17 protein-coding genes are annotated in these 19,503 nt (G+C 52.8%); 1 reads left to right on the top strand and 16 read right to left on the bottom strand.

All coding sequences use genetic code 11. The features are described 5' to 3' along the window. The 9 genes from mrdB to leuS all read right to left on the bottom strand — a co-directional run bounded on the left by mrdB (position 1) and on the right by leuS (position 9,589). Positions 1–1,113 (bottom strand): peptidoglycan glycosyltransferase MrdB, encoded by a 1,113-nt coding sequence (mrdB, locus tag EGY08_RS06985; RefSeq protein ID WP_004100156.1) that lies wholly within the window; start codon positions 1,111–1,113, stop codon positions 1–3. Then, on the bottom strand, positions 1,113–3,014 hold the full coding sequence (gene mrdA, locus EGY08_RS06980; RefSeq protein WP_004130417.1) for a peptidoglycan DD-transpeptidase MrdA: 1,902 nt from the start codon (positions 3,012–3,014) through the stop codon (positions 1,113–1,115). The genes mrdB and mrdA overlap by 1 nt, the downstream gene beginning before the upstream one ends. 27 nt (positions 3,015–3,041) lie before the next feature. Then, positions 3,042–3,509 (bottom strand): 23S rRNA (pseudouridine(1915)-N(3))-methyltransferase RlmH, encoded by a 468-nt coding sequence (gene rlmH / locus EGY08_RS06975; protein ID WP_004100160.1) that lies wholly within the window; start codon positions 3,507–3,509, stop codon positions 3,042–3,044. 3 nt (positions 3,510–3,512) lie between these two features. Further along, positions 3,513–3,830: a ribosome silencing factor gene (rsfS, locus tag EGY08_RS06970; RefSeq protein ID WP_004130418.1), complete on the bottom strand. Its 318-nt coding sequence runs from the start codon at positions 3,828–3,830 to the stop codon at positions 3,513–3,515. A gap of 221 nt (positions 3,831–4,051) precedes the next feature. After that, positions 4,052–4,681: an adenosylcobalamin/alpha-ribazole phosphatase gene (locus tag EGY08_RS06965; RefSeq protein ID WP_049114259.1), complete on the bottom strand. Its 630-nt coding sequence runs from the start codon at positions 4,679–4,681 to the stop codon at positions 4,052–4,054. A 46-nt stretch (positions 4,682–4,727) separates the two neighbouring features. Next, positions 4,728–5,378 carry a nicotinate-nucleotide adenylyltransferase gene (gene nadD / locus EGY08_RS06960; protein ID WP_004130420.1) on the bottom strand — a complete coding sequence of 217 codons (651 nt, stop codon included), beginning with the start codon at positions 5,376–5,378 and terminating at the stop codon, positions 4,728–4,730. Next, the gene (holA, locus tag EGY08_RS06955) at positions 5,371–6,402 is read right to left on the bottom strand and encodes a DNA polymerase III subunit delta (RefSeq protein ID WP_004130422.1); all 1,032 of its coding nucleotides are present in this window, start codon (positions 6,400–6,402) and stop codon (positions 5,371–5,373) included. The genes nadD and holA overlap by 8 nt, the downstream gene beginning before the upstream one ends. Then, entirely contained in the window at positions 6,402–6,992 is a 591-nt protein-coding gene (lptE, locus tag EGY08_RS06950; RefSeq protein WP_004130425.1) for an LPS assembly lipoprotein LptE, read from the bottom strand. The genes holA and lptE overlap by 1 nt, the downstream gene beginning before the upstream one ends. A 14-nt stretch (positions 6,993–7,006) precedes the next feature. Next, positions 7,007–9,589, bottom strand: a complete 2,583-nt coding sequence (leuS, locus tag EGY08_RS06945) for a leucine--tRNA ligase (RefSeq protein ID WP_087828671.1) — start codon at positions 9,587–9,589, stop codon at positions 7,007–7,009. A 226-nt stretch (positions 9,590–9,815) separates the two neighbouring features. On the opposite strand from leuS, the gene EGY08_RS06940 reads away from it, so the two are divergent. Further along, positions 9,816–10,298 carry a zinc ribbon-containing protein gene (locus EGY08_RS06940; RefSeq protein ID WP_004130430.1) on the top strand — a complete coding sequence of 161 codons (483 nt, stop codon included), beginning with the start codon at positions 9,816–9,818 and terminating at the stop codon, positions 10,296–10,298. Between the two features lie 208 nt (positions 10,299–10,506). Here the strand turns inward: EGY08_RS06940 and EGY08_RS06935 are convergent, their stop codons facing one another. The 7 genes from EGY08_RS06935 to lnt all read right to left on the bottom strand — a co-directional run bounded on the left by EGY08_RS06935 (position 10,507) and on the right by lnt (position 19,501). After that, a complete protein-coding gene (locus tag EGY08_RS06935) occupies positions 10,507–12,294 on the bottom strand; it encodes a filamentous hemagglutinin N-terminal domain-containing protein (RefSeq protein WP_123828340.1) in 1,788 nt (595 codons plus the stop codon). 54 nt (positions 12,295–12,348) lie between these two features. Beyond that, a complete protein-coding gene (locus tag EGY08_RS06930) occupies positions 12,349–13,956 on the bottom strand; it encodes a ShlB/FhaC/HecB family hemolysin secretion/activation protein (protein ID WP_217276474.1) in 1,608 nt (535 codons plus the stop codon). A gap of 434 nt (positions 13,957–14,390) precedes the next feature. Then, complete coding sequence (locus EGY08_RS06925; protein WP_004130438.1) at positions 14,391–15,116, bottom strand: amino acid ABC transporter ATP-binding protein; 726 nt, start codon at positions 15,114–15,116, stop codon at positions 14,391–14,393. Next, on the bottom strand, positions 15,116–15,790 hold the full coding sequence (gene gltK, locus EGY08_RS06920) for a glutamate/aspartate ABC transporter permease GltK (RefSeq protein ID WP_004130439.1): 675 nt from the start codon (positions 15,788–15,790) through the stop codon (positions 15,116–15,118). Before gltK ends, EGY08_RS06925 begins: the two co-directional genes overlap by 1 nt. Further along, on the bottom strand, positions 15,790–16,530 hold the full coding sequence (locus EGY08_RS06915; protein ID WP_004111387.1) for an amino acid ABC transporter permease: 741 nt from the start codon (positions 16,528–16,530) through the stop codon (positions 15,790–15,792). Before EGY08_RS06915 ends, gltK begins: the two co-directional genes overlap by 1 nt. 163 nt (positions 16,531–16,693) lie before the next feature. Continuing rightward, positions 16,694–17,605: an amino acid ABC transporter substrate-binding protein gene (locus EGY08_RS06910; RefSeq protein ID WP_004130441.1), complete on the bottom strand. Its 912-nt coding sequence runs from the start codon at positions 17,603–17,605 to the stop codon at positions 16,694–16,696. Positions 17,606–17,962: 357 nt separating this feature from the next. Further along, the gene (gene lnt / locus EGY08_RS06905) at positions 17,963–19,501 is read right to left on the bottom strand and encodes an apolipoprotein N-acyltransferase (RefSeq protein WP_004130442.1); all 1,539 of its coding nucleotides are present in this window, start codon (positions 19,499–19,501) and stop codon (positions 17,963–17,965) included. Positions 19,502–19,503: the final 2 nt, after the last annotated feature.

The following is a 19,503-nucleotide window of genomic DNA, read 5'->3' as shown; positions in this document are numbered from 1 at the left end:
TTACACGCTTTTCGACAACATTTTTCTGTGAGTATGGATCGACATAACGATACCAAACCCGGCCATCAATACGATTAGGGCAGAGCCCCCGTAGCTGACCAGCGGCAAAGGTACCCCCACCACCGGTAAAATACCACTTACCATACCAATATTTACGAAGACATAAACGAATAAAATCAACATTAAACCACCGGCCATGACCCGGCCAAAAGTGGTTTGCGCCTGGGCGGCAATCCACAACCCGCGCATGATCAGCAGAATATAGAGCGCCAGCAGGATCAGTACGCCAATCAGTCCCAGCTCTTCCGCCAGTACGGCAAAGATAAAGTCGGTATGGCGTTCAGGCAGAAACTCCAGCTGCGACTGGGTGCCATGCAGCCAGCCTTTCCCGCGCAGCCCGCCGGAGCCGATGGCGATTTTTGACTGAATAATGTGGTAACCCGCACCGAGCGGATCGGTTTCCGGGTCGAGCAGCATCATTACGCGCTGGCGCTGATAATCATGCATCAGGAAGAACCAGAGGATCGGAATAAAGGCGGCGACCAGCACCACGGCGATACCGATCAGACGCCAGCTGAGACCAGACAGAAAGAGCACGAACAGGCCGGACAGAGCGACCAGAATCGAGGTCCCGAGGTCAGGCTGCGCGGCGACCAGCAGCGTGGGCAGGAAAATCAGCACCAGCGCGATAGCGGTATTTTTCAGCGATGGCGGGCAAACATCGCGGTTGATAAAGCGCGCCACCATCAGCGGTACGGCTATTTTGGCAATTTCCGACGGCTGGAAGCGGACGATGCCGAGATCCAACCAGCGCTGTGCCCCTTTAGAGATGGCGCCGAAGGCATCAACCGCCACTAGCAGGATAATACAGAAGATATAGAGATAGGGTGCCCAGCCCTCATAGACCCGCGGCGGAATTTGCGCCATGACGATCATGATAACAATCCCCATAGCGATCTGGCCGATTTTACGCTCCATCATGCCCATGTCCTGACCGCTGGCGCTCCAGATAACCAGCGCGCTATAGGTCAGCAGCGCCAGCAGGATAAGCAGCATGGTGGGGTCGAGGTGGATTTTATCCCATAGCGATTTTTTATTCGGATTATCAGTCATTATTGATCCTCCCCAGCCGTTACCGCCGGGTTTTCACTCGGCAGGTTGGTGTTGTTATCGCCTAGCATTATATGATCGAGAATCTGACGCATAATGGTACCGACTGCCGGACCTGCGCCGCCGTTCTCAAGAATAATGGCAACGGCAACCTGGGGGTTGTTGTAAGGGGCAAACGCCGTCATCAGTTTATGGTCACGCAGGCGTTCAGCGATTCTGTGCGCGTTATAGGTCTCGTTGGCTTTCAGGCCGAAGACCTGAGCGGTACCCGACTTGGCCGCAATTTTATACGGCGCGCTGGCGAAGTATTTATGCGCGGTACCGTTGCCGCGGTTGGCGACGCCAAACATCCCGTCTTTGGCGATCTCCCAAAAACCAGAGTGGATATCGCCGACCGGCGGTTCATGGGGCTGAACCCACGGCACCGGTTTACCGTCCTCTACCGTACTCTGCAGCAGGTGCGGCACTTTTACCACGCCATCGTTAATCAGGATCATCAGCGCCTTGTTCATCTGGATAGGCGTCGCGGTCCAGTAACCCTGTCCGATGCCGACCGGAATGGTATCACCCTGGTACCACGGTTTCTTGAAGCGCTTGAGCTTCCATTCGCGGGTCGGCATATTGCCGGAGCGCTCTTCCGCCAGGTCAACGCCGGTATAGTGGCCATAGCCGAACTTACCCATCCACTCCGACAGGCGGTCGATACCCATATCGTAAGCAACCTGATAGAAGTAGGTATCGGCCGACTCTTCCAGCGCTTTGGTGACGTTCAGATGGCCGTGGCCCCATTTTTTCCAGTCGCGGTAGCGCTTATCCGAGCCGGGGAGCTGCCACCAGCCGGGGTCAAACAGGCTGGTGTTGCGGGTAATAACTCCGGCGCTGAGCGCCGACACGGCAACGTAAGGTTTAACCGTTGACGCCGGGGGGTAAACGCCCTGGGTCGCGCGGTTGACCAGCGGTGTATTAGGATCGTTAAGCAGCCCGGAGTAGTCTTTGCTGGAAATACCGTCAACGAACAGGTTGGGGTCGTAGCTTGGCGTCGAGACCAGCGCGAGGATGGCGCCGGTACGCGGGTCTGTGACCACGACCGCCGCGCGACTGCCGGCCAACAGCGTTTCAATATACTGCTGTAGCTTCAGGTCGAGCGTTAAATAGATATCGCGCCCGGCCTGTGGCGGAACCTCTTTTAGCTGGCGAATTACCCGGCCGCGGTTGTTTACTTCAACTTCTTCATAGCCGGTCTGCCCGTGCAGGACATCTTCGTAATAACGTTCGATCCCCAGCTTGCCGATATCGTGCGTGGAGGCGTAGTTAGCCAGCTTTCCCTCTTTATCCAGGCGATCGACGTCTTTATCGTTAATTTTGGAGACGTAGCCGATAACGTGGGTCAGAGCGGAATTATAGGGATAGTAGCGGCGCTTATAGCCTTTGACTTCCACGCCGGGAAAACGGTACTGGTTAACCGCGAAACGGGCGACCTGCACTTCACTGAGATTGACTTTCACCGGAATGGAGGTAAAGCGGTGCGAGCGGGCGCGCTCTTTTTTAAAGTTCGCTACATCGTCATCGGTGAGATCGATAACGTCGCGCAGCGCATCCAGCGTTTGCTGAACGTTGTCGACCTTCTCCGGCATCATTTCCAGCTGGTAAATCGTGCGGTTGAGCGCCAGCGGCGTGCCGTTGCGATCGTAGATAATGCCGCGGCTCGGCGGAATAGGGACCAGCTTGATGCGGTTTTCGTTCGAACGCGTTTGATAGTCGGTGTAACGCACAATCTGCACGTTATAAAGATTGGCGATCAATACGCCGGTAAGCAGCAAAATCCCCAAAAAAGCGACCAGCGCCCGGCGCACGAACAGCGAGGATTCAGCCGTATAGTCGCGGAAAGAATTCTGTAATTTCATTCGCTGCTTAGTCTACCCTGGTCATCATTACTCACGGTGGTAAGGGTGGTTGGTGGTAATGCTCCACGCCCGATACAGACTCTCGGCCACCAGTACGCGAACCAGAGGGTGAGGTAAGGTGAGCGTTGAGAGCGACCAACTTTGTTCCGCTGCCGCTTTGCAAGCGGGTGAAAGGCCTTCCGGGCCGCCGATGAGCAGACTGACATCCCGGCCATCCTGTTTCCAGCGTTCCAGTTCGCGCGCCAGCTGCGGCGTATCCCATGGCTTCCCCGGAATATCCAGGGTGACGATGCGGTTTTTGCCTGCGGCCGCCAGCATCATTTCACCTTCTTTTTCAAGAATTCGCTTGATGTCGGCATTTTTACCGCGTTTTCCGGCGGGGATTTCCACCAGTTCGAACGGCATATCTTTTGGAAAACGGCGCAGATATTCGCTAAAGCCGGTCTGAACCCAGTCCGGCATTTTGGTGCCAACGGCTACCAGGTGCAGCTTCACGCGTTAACTCCAGAGTTTTTCCAGCTCGTACAGACGACGGCTCTCTTCCTGCATGACGTGAACCATAACGTCGCCGAGATCGACGACAATCCAGTCCGCGGCGACTTCGCCTTCAACGCCCAGCGGCAGCATACCGGCGGCGCGAGACTCTTGCACTACGTGGTCGGCGATGGACATAACATGGCGCGTAGAAGTGCCTGTGCAGATAACCATGCAATCAGTGATGCTGGATTTGCCATGAACGTCAATGGCAACGATGTCCTGACCTTTCAGGTCATCAATTTTGTCGATAACAAAATCCTGGAGTGCTTTACCCTGCAAGAGTTCCCCCTGGGTGTGTGAAGAGTGATAATAATAAACAGCCTGACAGTATACCCGAACTGGTAGCAAAGTCGGGATAAATGTCGATAAATGGGCGGTTAAGGCCGCTATCATCCCATCCATCGCCGATGTTTGCATCGCCATTTTTGTAAAACAATTTCTGCAAAGTTCAAATGGTAAATGCAGCCTGGCTGCGGAGAATAACAGCCTGCTTTGCCCTGTCAATGGTCTGCGCGCAATTCTTCTTCCGCCAGCCAAACTGCCCGGCTATTCAGCACGCGCAGGGTAGTGAAATCGGGCTGTAGATCGACAAGGCTCCACGCGCCATGCTCGATGGGGAAGTGCCACATCGCCGCATCCGGCATACTCAGAAGTTGAGCGATTAACAGGCTAAGAACGCCCTGGTGGCCGACGATCAGCAGATGATCAAGTTCCTGGTGCTGAGGGAGAGTGGCGGTGAAGCTGGCGACACGTCTGGCGAACGCCTGAAAACCTTCACCGTTAGTGGGCGCCGCATGCTGCCAGTCGGCGCACCACGCGGCGTAGTTTTCCGCATCTTCATGCTGTAAATCGCGATGGTGGCGCATTTCCCAGTCGCCGAAGAACATTTCATTGAGTTCGGCGAAGGACTGGCGAGGGACGTCACGGTCGCCAAGCAGCAGGCTGGCCGTGCGCTGGGTGCGCTCAAGTTCACTGCAAAACACGCGCTGAAAAGGAACGGCCTGCAGCCGCTTTCCCAGCGTTTGCGCTTGTCCGATTCCGCGTTTGGTTAAGGCTGTGGGAGCATGCCCGCTATAGAGGCCCGCGACGTTAGCTTCGGTTTCGCCATGACGAACTAACCATAACTTCATGATGACCCTCTCAAAAGGAGTCTATGAGACTCTCCTTGTTGTAAGGCTAGCAGTAGAGCTTCTGCTCATGGATATAGTCGAGCACGGTTTCCGGCAGCATGTCCGCGCAGGACTCGCCAGCTTCAAGACGCTGGCGAATCAGGGTGGCAGAGATATCAAACCACGGCGTTTCGGCCAGGTAGATAACGCCCGCCGGGCTGCTATGCAGCCGCTCGACGTCATGAGTGAGATGTTTGTCCAGCCATTGCTGATCCTGCTCGCACGCCATGGTCAACGGATAACCCGGGCGTCGGCAAACGATCAGATGTACGTTATCAAGAATGCTTTCATACTCGTGCCAGGTGGTAAAGGTGAGCAGTGAATCCTGGCCAATAATAAACGCCAGGGAGCGTTGTGGCCCTTGCTCCTGGCGCCACTCGCGCAGGGTTTGCGCTGAATATGACGGCGTGTCGCGCTTAAGCTCACGATCGTCGAGGATAAACAGAGGTTTATCGGCGATGGCGAGCGCCAGCATATGCCTGCGTTGGTCGCTGGTGGCTTCGGGCTGCGGGCGGTGCGGCGGCACATTGTTGGGCACGATGGTGACTTTATTGAGGCCGATAAGGTTGGCCAGAATTTCCACCGGTTTAAGGTGACCGTAATGCACCGGATCGAAGGTGCCGCCATACATCGCCTGTAACTGAGTCATATCAACCATCAATAAAAACGTCTGCCAGCGCTTTATGGCAGAGCAATAAAGAGAGACTTTCCAGCTCGGGCCATATGGAGTGCCCGTAATCCTGCTTGAAGGTGAGCTCCGCGCGGGCCAACAACGTGACAGCCTGACGCAGCTGATCGGCGCTAAGGCGGGCCAGCGCGTCGCTGACCAGCTGGCGGCGGTTTTGCCATACGCGATGCTTGTCAAACAGCGAACGCAGCGGCGTATGGGCCGATTGCCGCTTCAGGTTGACCAGCAGCAGCAGTTCGCGTTGTAGGGTGCGCAGAAGGATAGCGGGCTCGCTGCCTTCCAGACGCAGCTGTTGCAGAACGTGGAGAACGCGCTTACTTTTACCGGCCAGCAGCGCATCCACCCAGTGGTAAGGTGTGAAATGCGCGGCATCATTCACGGCCTGCTCAACCCGCGGCAGCGTCAGTTTACCATCCGGCCACAGCAGCGAAAGGCGCTCCAGAGCCTGCGCCAAAGCCAGCAGATTACCCTCATAGCAGTAGCACAGTAGCTGGCTGGCCGCGTCATCAAGCTGCAGATTATTCTGCTTTGCGCGCGCGGCGAGCCAGCGCGGCAGCTGGGCATATTCCGGCGTCTGGCAGCTAACCTGCACCGCCCGGCTGGTTAGCGCCGTCATCCACGCTGCGTTCTCCTGCGTTTTCGTCAGCTTATTACCACGAACGATCAGCAGTAAATCGTCATGCAGCATGCCGACGAGCGTCGCGAGCTGTTCGTTAATTGCCGCATTAGGGCCATTATCGGGCAGGATCAGCAGCAGCGTCTGGCGGCTGGAAAACAGGCTCATGGCCTGACTTAACGAGAAGAGGGCAGGCCAGTCGGTACTGGCATCAACGGTGGCGGTGTGGTGTTCGATAAAGCCCTGGGCTGCGGCGGCTTCGCGGATGGCGTCCTGGCTCTCCTGCAGCAGCAGCGGATCGTTGCCAAGCAGTAGATAGGCCGCGCGCAGCCCTTCAGTGAGCTGCGCGCGGAGCTGTTCCGGGTACAACCGAATCATCAGTTACCCAGCGTAGTGGAGACGCGATTGCCGGAGGTGGAAGCGGCTGGGGTCGTGGTGACCGGCTTCTCATCCTCTTTGGTGGCTTCGACATCCGCAACGTGTACGCTCGGTAGTTTACGGATCAGCTGCTCCGCCGCTTTGTCGTACATTTCCTGAACGATCATGTCCTGCTCAGCATCTTTCGCTAACGCCGCCTGTGGGTTATCGAAGAACGAGCGGTAGACTTTGGTCGTGATGGGATAGATATCATGGCCTGGGATCAGGACGCTGGCATTTACCGTCATTACCATTTGATATTCCGCAGTACGGCCGTCCTGGAAAATAGACGCCGTATCTTTCTGAATGGACGATGTCTCCAGACGCAGGGAAGGAATATCCTTGCGCAGCGTACTGCTATCGACCAGTTCAACCCCGTTCAGACGCAGCTGATTACGGACGGCACGACTTAATGGACCATTAGGATCGCCCGACTGGAAGATCATGGTTTTCATTGCGGTCGGAACCTGCGTAGTGCTACGCAGGTGCCAGCCACAGCCGGCGGTGATTAACACCGCCAGAGATAACAACAATGTTGCCAGATATCGCACGCTTCCTCCTGCGCTTAGCCAACGACCAGATTGAGCAGTTTACCCGGAACGTAGATCACTTTACGTACGGTCACACCGTCGAGATATTTCGCAACCAGATGCTCCTGACCCGCACGTTCACGAACCTGCTCTTCGGTTGCATCCACCGCAACGGTAATTTTACCACGAACTTTACCATTTACCTGGACCACGACCAGAGTGGTGTCTTCAACCATTGCGCTTTCGTCAGCGACCGGCCACGGCGTGTTGTCAATATCGCCTTCGCCACCCAGCTCCTGCCACAGGGTAAAGCTGGCATGCGGAGTGAACGGGTTGAGCATACGAACCACGGCCAGCAGGGCCTCACGCATCAGCGCGCGATCCTGTTCACCTTCCTGCGGCGCTTTCGCCAGCTTGTTCATCAGCTCCATGATCGCCGCAATCGCGGTGTTGAAGGTCTGACGACGGCCGATATCATCGGTCACTTTCGCGATCGTTTTGTGCACGTCGCGACGCAGCGCTTTTTGATCTTCGCTGAGGCTGGCAACGTCCAGCGCAGCGGCTTCGCCCTGAGAGGTATGTTCGTAGACCAGTTTCCAGACGCGTTTCAGGAAGCGGTTCGCACCTTCCACGCCGGATTCCTGCCACTCAAGCGTCATGTCAGCCGGCGAAGCGAACATCATAAACAGACGCACGGTGTCCGCGCCGTAGCGTTCAACCATTTCCTGCGGATCGATGCCGTTGTTTTTCGACTTGGACATCTTGCTCATGCCGGTATAGACCAGCTCGCGGCCCTGCGGGTCGAAGGCTTTAACGATACGGCCCTTTTCGTCGCGCTCGGTAGTCGCCTCTTTCGGCGACACCCAGTTACGCTCGCCGTTCTCGCCAACGTAGTAGAAGGCGTCCGCCAGCACCATCCCCTGGCAAAGCAGCTGTTTAGCCGGTTCGTCAGAGTTCACCATGCCTGCGTCGCGCATCAGCTTGTGGAAGAAGCGGAAATAGAGCAGGTGCATAATGGCGTGTTCAATCCCGCCGATATAGATATCGACCGGCAGCCAGTAGTTTGCCGCTTCCGGGTCCAGCATACCCTGGTCGTACTGCGGGCAGGTGTAGCGCGCGTAGTACCAGGAGGACTCCATAAAGGTGTCAAAGGTATCGGTTTCGCGCAGCGCCGGCTGACCGTTAACGGTGGTTTTCGCCCACTCCGGATCGGCTTTAATTGGGCTGGTGATGCCGTCCATCACGACATCTTCCGGCAGAATAACCGGCAGCTGATCTTCCGGCGTCGGCATCACGGTGCCGTCTTCAAGAGTGACCATTGGGATCGGCGCGCCCCAGTAGCGCTGACGGGAAACGCCCCAGTCGCGCAGGCGATAGTTCACTTTACGTTCGCCGACGCCAAGAGACGCGAGCTTATCCGCGATGGCATTAAAGCCAGCTTCATGATCCAGGCCGTCGAACTCGCCGGAGTTAAACAATACGCCTTTTTCGGTCAGCGCTTGTTCGGAGAGATCGGGTTCTGAGCCATCAGCGGCCAGGATAACCGGCTTGATGTTCAAACCGTATTTGCTGGCAAATTCGTAGTCGCGCTGATCGTGACCCGGGACGGCCATAACCGCGCCGGTGCCGTACTCCATCAGCACAAAGTTTGCCGCCCATACCGGGATCGCTTCGCCGGTCAGCGGGTGAATGGCTTTGTAACCGGTATCGACGCCTTTTTTCTCCATGGTCGCCATATCGGCTTCGGCAACTTTGGTATTACGGCATTCGTCGATAAAGGTCGCCAGCGCGGGGTTATTGGCTGCAGCCTGCTGCGCCAGCGGGTGGCCCGCAGCGACGGCAAGGTAGGTGCAGCCCATAAAGGTGTCCGGGCGGGTGGTATAAACGGTCAGCTTGTCGGCGTAGTCGTTGACGTCAAAGGCGATCTCGACGCCTTCAGAGCGGCCGATCCAGTTGCGCTGCATAGTTTTAACGGTGTCAGGCCAGTGATCCAGGTTATCCAGATCGTTCAACAGTTCGTCAGCGTAGGCGGTGATTTTAATAAACCACTGCGGGATCTCTTTACGCTCGACTTTGGTGTCGCAACGCCAGCAGCAACCGTCGATAACCTGTTCATTCGCCAGAACGGTCTGATCGTTCGGACACCAGTTCACCGCGGAGGTTTTTTTATAGACCAGCCCCTTTTTATACAGCTCGGTGAAGAACTTCTGCTCCCAGCGGTAGTATTCCGGGGTGCAGGTGGCCACTTCACGGCTCCAGTCATAGCCAAAGCCCAGCTTTTTCAGCTGGTTTTTCATGTAGGCGATGTTGTCGTAGGTCCACGGCGCCGGCGCGGTGTTGTTTTTCACCGCCGCACCTTCCGCAGGCAGACCAAACGCATCCCAGCCGATAGGCTGCAGGACATTTTTGCCCAACATACGCTGGTAACGGGAAATCACGTCACCGATGGTATAGTTGCGCACGTGGCCCATGTGTAGTCGACCAGAAGGATAGGGAAGCATCGACAGGCAGTAATACTTCTCTTTGCTCTCGTCTTCGGTAACTTCAAAGGTACGCTTCTCGTCCCAGTGTTGCTGGACTTTTGATTCTATCTCTTCCGGGCGGTATTGCTCTTGCATGGCAGCCAGTGGTCCTGTTTTCAATACAGCTACAAAATGTAGCCAATGGATGTGTTATTTCAGATCGGCATAGCATAGCCCAAACGCCAACGTCAAAACAGCCTTTCACGCACTTACATAGATGAAAGCGGTAGAGAAAATTTCGCGACTCTGTGGCTTGGCTTGCAGAGCAATCTGTAGATAACGTCTATCATTAGAAGAAGTTAACCACACCGGAGGCGAAAAGATGGACAAGGTTGCTCAATTCTACCGAGAGCTGGTGTCGACGCTCAGCGAGCGGTTACGCAACGGAGAACGCGATATTGACGTGTTGGTGGAGCAGGCCAGGGTCAAGATTAGCCAGTCGGGCGAGTTAACGCAGAGCGAAATCGAGAACGTGATCCGCGCTGTCAGACGCGATCTGGAAGAGTTCGCGCTCAGTTATGAAGAGAGTCAGGATGAGCTCACTGATAGTGTCTTTATGCGGGTGATCAAAGAGAGTCTGTGGCAGGAACTGGCGGATATTACCGATAAAACACAGCTTGAGTGGCGCGAGGTGTTTCAGGATCTCAGCCATCATGGCGTCTATCACAGCGGCGAAGTCGTGGGACTTGGCAATCTGGTGTGCGAGAAGTGCCACTACCATCTGCCGGTTTATACGCCTGATGTGCTGCCGCATTGCCCAAAATGCGGGCACGATCAGTTCCAGCGCCGGCCATTTGAGCCGTAGGGATACGACTGAGAGCGATAAAATTCGCGGAGATTTTTGCTTACACGTTTAATCAGTTAGAAGGTCAATATAAAACGCGTTAATATATTGACCTTCTATTTAAAGGGCTGGCTAACTCTTTATCACTATGCGTAAAAATGCTGGCGCCGAAGAACCAGCATAAGATTTTTTTTAGAAAGAGACGCTCATCTTCATTGACAACTTCATGTTAATTGATGGTGTTAATGGTCGCGATTTTAAACTGCTGAGTGCCGCCCATTTCATTGGCGTATTTATGGGATGAGTTTAAAAACAGATTAGTCGTGGATATAGTGCCTTTGCCACAGGTTGCCAACCCCAGGAAACCGCAGCGGTAACCGCCATTAATCACTTTTTTAGCCGACATGGTTAAAGTGCCGCCAGCTCCTATGTGAGAACGGTTAGTAATATTACCGTGATTTTGTGTATCCAAAGTCATGTTTGTTGAACTTAAAATTTCGCCTTCATTGTAAAGATCGTTATAGGTTTTAATTAAAACATTATCACGGCCAACAATCGTACCATAGTTGTTGGTAACGTCATTTTCGATATTGATATTGTGTCCACCAATATATCCTTCATTCTTTAGCTGGTAGCTCTTTGTTACCAACGTTGATGAACCGTGCAGTTGACTATTTTTTTGTAGCGTCAGGGTACCTTTAGTTTGAACAGTTGCGTTGTCACCGGCTATATAGCCTGAGTTGATGATTTCTCCGGATGTCAGGCTATCATTTTTTTTTGCCTGAATGAGGAGGGTATCATAACCGTAAATATTGCCGGTCACTTTAAGGGCGTCTCCGCCAAAGGTTACCGTAGTGTTTGTAGCTCTGGTAGAGCCCCCGTTTTCAATGTTACCACCCGCGGTCACGACTAATTGGTTATCTGACAGCAGATTGGATCCATAAGTGGTTTTCAGGTTGCCATCCGCCGTAACGTTTAACGCGGCACCGCCGCTTAAGGTACCTGTATTTTCGATATTCCCTGACGCCTTGGCTAACAGCTGACGAGTCGTGGAAATAGTCCCATTATTGGTTAAGGAACTTAGCGAGTTGATCACAGTTGTATTTGTTGTTGATATATTACCAGTGTTTTTTAAATTCCCTACAGATACTATCTGAGTGATAATACCGTTGCTGGCGATAGAGCCTTCGTTGGTGAGTGAACCTAAGCTAGTCAAGGAGAGGCCAGAGTTAGCAACAATCGCGCCTTTATTTCGTACGCCAAAACCTAAATTATTGCCAACCATGGTAATGCTATTGGCTTTGATGCCGCCCAGATTACTAATGTCGATACTGTATTCAGGGAATAAGGTCTGCAGCGCCGTCGCAGATTTACCTGCCGGGGTCATTGCACCTGAGCCGTTATCAAAGGTAAAGTTTCCAGCGCCTACTATCGCGTTCTTCGCATTAACCGCACCGTTAATGGCTATTGCATCGGCGAGGAGAACAGCGTAGCTATTGCTGGCATTCATTCCGTTTTTTTCGATGGACAGTTTACCACCGGTAACGTTATAGCTGGCGATAGCGCCAGTATCGGAAAGTGTCACTTTCCCTGTCGTTAAAACCACCTTATTGGTGTTGATGAAGCTACAACCTGAGCAGGAAATACCATTGGGGTTAGCAATAACAACATCAGCTCTTTGACCCGCCACTTCAATAAATCCGTTCAGCGAGCTTGCGCGGTTTGAGGTGACTTCATTAAGAATAACAGAAGCGCTACCGTTAGTAAGATTGTTATTTTTCGCAATATTGCCCAACGTCGCGTGGGTGAGATCGCTGGCGCTATTGTTAAGAACGACGCCATTACTATCAACATTAAACTCACGATACATATTATGTGAGACACCGGCGGCATTGGGTTTTTCAATATCAATAACCTTGGCACCTGATAGATGAGTATAACTATTCGGGTCGGCATAAACAAAGCTTGAGCTTAAAGCTGCTGCTAGTGCAACATAGGATAATTTGAATTTAAACATTTAACTGAGTCCTTTAAAAATAAAAAAATTAACCGGTTGTTTGAAAAAATGACTTTAATACCTCCATTGTAAAGAAAATCCCATGCTGACAGGATCGGTATGAAAACCGTTTGGTTTTGCCAGCGGCGTTCCTATGAATAAATCATACTGAGTGGCAATGATGCTTCCGCGCACTCCGGCAGTGGCGCCAGAGATGACTTTGCCATTTTCGTACTGCTCGGTTCCTGTAATGCGGCCAATATCCAGGCCTAAGTAGAGCTGCCGATCCGGAGTTGGCATATCCCAAATAAAATCATTGCGCCAGTACCAGCCCTGGTTTCCTGAAAGCGTTCTTTCACCGTCAAAGCCACGTACTGTCCAACGATTACCAATATTGAATTGATTATCTGCGGACAAGATATCGGGGCTGACCTGGATATTAATATGCGGCGCATAGCTGAATTTATCCCCCGTTGATTCAAACTTCATTAAAGCTTGAAGATCGGCGTGGATAATGCGCGAAAGTTTACTGTACAGACCTGCTTTTTCTTCAGGCGTAGGGGTGGAACTAAGCCAGGGAAGGCTACGCTGTACGCCCAGGCTGGCATCTAAAATAGTGTTGGTAAAGTACCGTTGGTGGTGCGCGGTAATATCCCAGGCAGGATTCTGTTTGCGCATAACGCCGATTTCGCTGCCGCCAAAATAATAATGTGATGTGCTTTTTGATATACGCGCATCAATTGTTGTTTTTTGCTTGCGGGTATGTGAAAGTAAACGTGATAAGGTTGCGCTGGCATAATCATTTTTACTTTTATATTCAACGGTCGAGTATCTACCATTAAACTGTTGACGATATTGGCTTTGTGAACCGTAAAGATTGAGTGACCAAAATCCAAAAGGAAAAGAATAATAGAGGCTATTATTCTGATTGCCATCGTTATGTTGATTAAACTCGACATCGCCGCCGACAGAGACATAGAGGATGTCATTTAGCGTCGTCAGGTCATAAAGATAAATCGCGGCACCTGCCTGGTATCGCCCGCTGGTACGGCTTCCTGCATCATCCAGCCAGGCGCCTACCTGCCACTTTTTTGCCAGATGCCGTGTGAGTTGAATATCGCTTTCCGCATTTTTTTTACCGGGTAGGATTTTCATCTGCGCCGATGAACCGGGTAAACGTTGTAAGTTAGCCATCCCTTGTTCAAGTTCAGTTAGCTGCAGAATATCCCCGGTTTTGGCGGGTATCGCGTTCCACAGACTGGTTGTCGCGCTGTTGCCTGCAGTCCAACTTATATTACCGATATAACCATAGGTCAGAGTGATGCTCAGAATACCATCGTTCAGAGATTGGGAAGGAACATCAATAAGGGAAGTGATATATCCCCGGGCAATGAGTTCATTTTGCAATGTTGTGGTGAGTAGACGTATGCCTTCAATACCCAGACACTTTTTTTCTGCTTGCAGGGCTATATTGCCGAGTAGGCTACGGGTCAGTTTGTCGTCAGCGGAAAGAATTTCAACGTGGTTGATATATCGGCAGGTTGCTTCCAGTGGGAAGACGAGTTGATATTTCCGCGATCCCGTACCTGATGATTGATACTCCTGCTGTGCTGGCGCCAGTGCGCTTTGGCGCGCCTTATCCTGTTCGACCTGATTGGTATTGCTAATCGATAAGCTCGCCATTGTTGATGCGGTTAGAAAAATATAAAAAGAGATGGCGGTGACCAGTATTTTATTATTCACGAAGCAATATCCATTTGTTTCATTCGTCCGTTATACCCTTATAAAGGATGTTTAGTGTTCATAGAGTAGGGTTAACGAAGTCGGGTTCTCAACCTCAATAATAATTTTATTTTCTTAAAATCAAAACAAAACCGCTAATGCTACTCAGTGTCGTTGTAAAAACCGCGATATATTATCTATGCCGGATTATGTAATCCACGAGGTAAAGAGTGAATTTTTGTTGAATTGAGGATTTCAGGTCGTGAATTATTTGTCGTGAGGCGGGATATATTTATGCCACGCATTTGATAATAGCTAAGATTTTACCCGGACTATGGATGGAGAGGGATGGGGAATAGATAAAAGGCGTGTACGGGAGCGTACACGCCAGAAGGTTAGTGGAGGATCTTGGCGAGGAAGTCTTTGGCGCGCTCTGACTGTGGATTAGCAAAAAACGCCTCTTTATCCGCGTCTTCGACAATTTTTCCTTCGTCCATAAAGATCACCCTATTGGCGACCTTACGCGCAAAGCCCATTTCATGGGTGACCACCATCATGGTCATCCCTTCATTCGCCAGTTCAACCATCACGTCCAGCACTTCGTTGATCATTTCCGGGTCAAGCGCGGAAGTGGGTTCATCGAACAGCATGGCGATGGGGTCCATACACAATGCACGAGCGATGGCCACGCGCTGCTGCTGCCCGCCCGAGAGCTGAGCGGGGAACTTTTCTGCATGAGCGGAAAGCCCTACGCGTTCCAGCAGCTTAAGCCCTTTTGCGCGTGAAGCGGCTTTATCGCGATTGAGCACCTTAACCTGCGCCAGCGTCAGGTTATCGATAATCGACAAATGCGGGAACAGTTCGAAGTGCTGGAATACCATCCCGACGCGAGAGCGTAGCCTGGCCAGGTTAGTCTTTTTATCGTTAACCGTGGTGCCGTCGACGATGATTTGACCCTGTTGGATTGGCTCCAGACCGTTGACGGTTTTTATCAGCGTGGATTTACCCGAGCCTGATGGTCCGCAAACCACCACCACTTCGCCTTTTTTCACTTCCGTGGAGCAATCGGTCAGCACCTGAAAGTGACCATACCATTTTGAAACGTTTTTCAGGGTAATCATTACACAGTCCTTTTCTTCAACCAGCTGACCAACAGCGATGCGCTGAGACTAAATACAAAATATACGGCGCCTGCGAACAGAATCATCTCTACCTGGGTTCCATCACGTTCGCCGATCGTGGAGGCGGTACGGAAGAAGTCGGCCAGGCTCAGGACATAGACCAGCGAGGTATCCTGGAACAGCACGATGCCCTGGGTGAGCAGCAGCGGTACCATGGCGCGGAAGGCCTGAGGCAGAATCACCAGCTTCATGGATTGCCAGTGGGTCATGCCCAGCGCCAGCGCAGCGCTGGACTGGCCGCGAGAGATACTCTGAATGCCGGCGCGAATAATTTCCGAGTAATACGCCGCTTCAAACATGGAGAAGGCGATCATCGCTGAAATCAAGCGGATATCGGTTTTCGGCGACAGACCAAGCACGTTCTGCAGGAACCCCGGAACAATCAAATAAAACCACAACAGTACCATCACCAGCGGAATGGAGCGGAAGACGTTAACGTAGGTTTTGGCAAACCACGCCAGCGGCAGGAAGCTCGACAGGCGCATAACGGCCAGAATCGTCCCCCAGACAATCCCGATAACAATCGCGGTCACGGTAATTTTTAAGGTAATAACCAGTCCAGCCAGCAGGTACGGCATGGACGGAATAATGGAACTCCAGTCAAAATCGTACATTATTTACCCCCCATATTGCCCGGCAGGCGGACCTTACGTTCGACTACGTACATGATCAGCATAATAACGGCGTTGATAAACACGTAGGCCAGGGTGATAGCGGTAAACGACTCCCAGGCATGGGCTGAGTAATCCAGCAGCTTGCCCGCCTGTGCAGCCATATCGGCAAGTCCGATGGTGGAGGCGATGGCCGAGTTTTTCACCAGGTTCATCATTTCTGAGGTCATCGGCGGCACGATAACGCGATAGGCATTAGGCAGCAGAACGTAGCGGTAGGTTTGCGGTAAGGTCAGTCCCATCGCCAGCCCGGCGTTTTTCTGCCCGCGCGGCAGGGACTGGATGCCGGAACGAACCTGTTCGCAGACGCGTGCGGCGGTAAACAATCCCAGACAGAGCATCGAGGAAACGAAGAACTGAATATTGGGATCCAGCTCGGACTTAAACCACATGCCAATGTTTTCCGGCAGCAGTTCAGGCACCACCAGATACCAGGTGAAAAATTGAACGATAAGCGGAACGTTACGAAAAAGCTCAACGTAACAGGTGCCGATAGTCGACAGCAGACGGTTCGGGACCGTACGGAGAATACCGAAGAGCGACCCCACAAAGAACGCGATAATCCAGGCCGTTACCGACAGGGTGACGGTGACCTGAAAACCACTCCACAGCCAGCCTAAATAGGTGGTGTTGCCGAACGGGGCCTGTTGCAGGAATATCCCCCAGTTCCAGTCTATTGACATAAATGACTCCTGGAAAAAAAAGGGTAGCAGCGCTACCCTCGAAGATTGTTGCTCAGCCTGTTTCGGTATTCGCGGCCGCTGGGGAACGACCAGCTGCCGTATAGTCTGTCCGCGCCGTGGCAACAATCGGGAGGGCAGGATTCCCCGCCCTTTGTTTTTTTAATTAGTTAAGAGCTTTGTCGTTAGGTGATTTGAACAGCGCTTTCATTTCGTCAGAGAGTTCAAAGTTCATATTCAGATTCTTTGGCGGAATTGGATTTTTAAACCACTTATCGAACCATTTTTCGGCTTCACCGGAGGTCTGGACATGGGCAACCGTGTCGTCCACCAGCGTTTTGAACTGTGGATCGTCTTTGCGCAGCATGCAGCCATAGGCTTCCTGAGATTGAGCGGTACCGACAATCTCCCAATTATCCGGTTTCTTCGCTTTCGCACGTTCGCCCGCCAGCAGCGCGTCATCCATCATAAAGGCCACCGCGCGACCGCTTTCCAGAGTTCGGAAGGAGTCACCATGATCTTTTGCGCTGATAATACGCATATTCATTTTTTTCTCGTCGTTCAGCTTGTGCAGCAGAATTTCCGAGGTGGTGCCGGAGGTGACGACGACGGCTTTATCCTTCAGATCCGGGAAATCTTTAATCGCGCCGCCTTTTTTCACCAGCAGACGGGTACCGACAACGAAAATGGTGTCGGAGAAGGCTGCCTGTTTTTGACGCTCAAGGTTATTGGTGGTGGAACCGCATTCGAAGTCATAAGTGCCGTTTTGCAGCAGCGGAATACGGTTTTGTGAGGTTACCGGGATCAGTTTGACCTGCAGATCCGGTTTGTTCAGCTTCTTCTTAATGGCATCAACGATCGCGTTCGAGTAGTCCTGAGAATAGCCGACGACCTGCTGCTTGTTGTCATAGTAAGAGAACGGAACGGATGATTCACGGTGACCGACGACGATAACGCCGTTTTTGGCAATTTTATCCAGAGTGCTCTGGCCAGCGGTGGATGCTGCATCTTCTGCATGCGCCGCACCGGCGGTCAGTCCCATGACCAGCATTGCTGCGGCCAGTTTACGTAATTGCATATCCGACTCCTTATCCTCAGCGCCATCAGACGCTATTGATACCCATTGTGAATGTGTGTGCTTTTTTATTGCTGCCGTCTTTGCGTGCAGCATTTGTATGTGTTTGTTAGCATTTAGTTTGGCTTAATGTAAAGATTTTGCTCTTAAATTGTTGATATTTGCGAAGCGCACCGCACCATTTAAAGGCAAAAATCCCCCATTGCACCAAAATAGCGCAGCAGGGCGATCGGTGGTGGTGCAACCAGGTTGTACCCTCAAGGATCGCGCTACTACATCAATTTATTAAGCAATGGTCGTGCCAAAATGGACAAGAAGGAGAGGTGACCGCGGCGACGAATGCCGCCGCGGGAGAAGCAATTAGCGACGGCGCTGGCGCAGGCTCATCAGCAGCGCCGCAAAGCCAAACAGCGCGGTTAACGCCCACAGCGGCCAGTTCCCTGTACGCGCGTACGGCGTCAGTCCTGAAGTCGGGGTCACTTTAGTGGTCAATACGGCGCGGGTGAACTGCGGGATCATCTCCTGTATTTCACCGCGTGGGCCGATGACCGCGGTAATGCCGTTATTGGTGCTGCGCAGCAGCGGACGGGCCAGCTCCAGCGCGCGCATCCGCGCCATCTGAAAGTGCTGCCACGGACCGATAGATTTGCCGAACCACGCATCATTAGAGATGGTTAACAGAAAATCCGTATCCGGGCGGAAGTTATCCCGCACCTGCTCGCCAAGAATGATCTCGTAGCAAATAGCCGCCGTCAGACGCATATTATGCGCAACCAGCTGCGGCTGCACGTAAGGCCCGCGGCTGAAAGAGGACATCGGCAGATCGAAGAACGGCGCCAGCGGACGCAGAATCGATTCCAGCGGCACAAACTCACCAAACGGCACCAGATGATTCTTGTTGTAGCGATTCTTTGAGTCGTAGCTGTACGGGTTATCTTTGCCCAGCGTAATAATGGTGTTGTATGTATCGTAGCGATTCTGCGCGTTCAGGCGCGCGTCGACGATACCGGTAATCAGCGAGCTGTTTTTCGACCGCATCAGATCGTCCATCATACTCAGGAAACGCTGCTGATTGATTTCCAGATCGGGAATCGCGGACTCCGGCCAGACGATCAGCTGCGATTTACCCATGTGCGGTTGGGTGAGATCCAGATAGGTTTTCAGGGTGTTGAGCAACTGATTCTGGTCCCATTTCATCGCCTGGGGGATATCGCCCTGTACCAGCGAAACCGTGGTTGCGCGTTCCGGCAGCGGTTGATACCACTGAATATAACGAAGTGGGAAGGGCAGGGCGAACAGCACGACGGCGGCGATCAGCGGCTTCCAGTTACGCTGCGCGATAGCGAGTACCAGTAGGCCGCTGACGAGCATCAGCAGGAAGTTAATCGCCTCAACGCCCATCACGGGAGCCAGGCCTTTAAGCGGGCCGTCGATTTGACTGTAACCGAATTGCAGCCACGGGAAGCCGGTGAGCACCCAGCCGCGCAGAAATTCGCTGATTTGCCAGACCACCGGTGCGGCGATGGCCACGCGTATCCAGCTGGTTTTCGGCCACAGGCGCGAAAGAATACCGGCGAATAACCCGGTATAGAGGGAGAGATACGCGGCCAGCAGAATCACCAGGAAAACGTTGACCGGTCCGGGCATGCCGCCGAACTGCGCGATACTCACGTAGACCCAGTTTATACCCGAACCGAATAGCCCGAGTCCCCAGAAATAGCCAATCGCGGCGCTTTGTAAAGGGCGGCGGTTGAGGGTTAAACCCTGCAGGCCAATTAGCGAAATAATCGCCGCAGGCCAGAAGTCATAAGGTGAAAAAGCCAGCGTTCCGCTGGCTCCGAATAGCAGCGCCAGCAGCAGGCGTACGCGCTGGCGTTCAATAAGAGAGGCAAATACCATTT

Source organism: Klebsiella sp. FDAARGOS_511, assembly GCF_003812845.1.
GTDB lineage: Bacteria > Pseudomonadota > Gammaproteobacteria > Enterobacterales > Enterobacteriaceae > Klebsiella > Klebsiella grimontii.
This window is presented reverse-complemented; position numbering and strand designations above follow the sequence as displayed.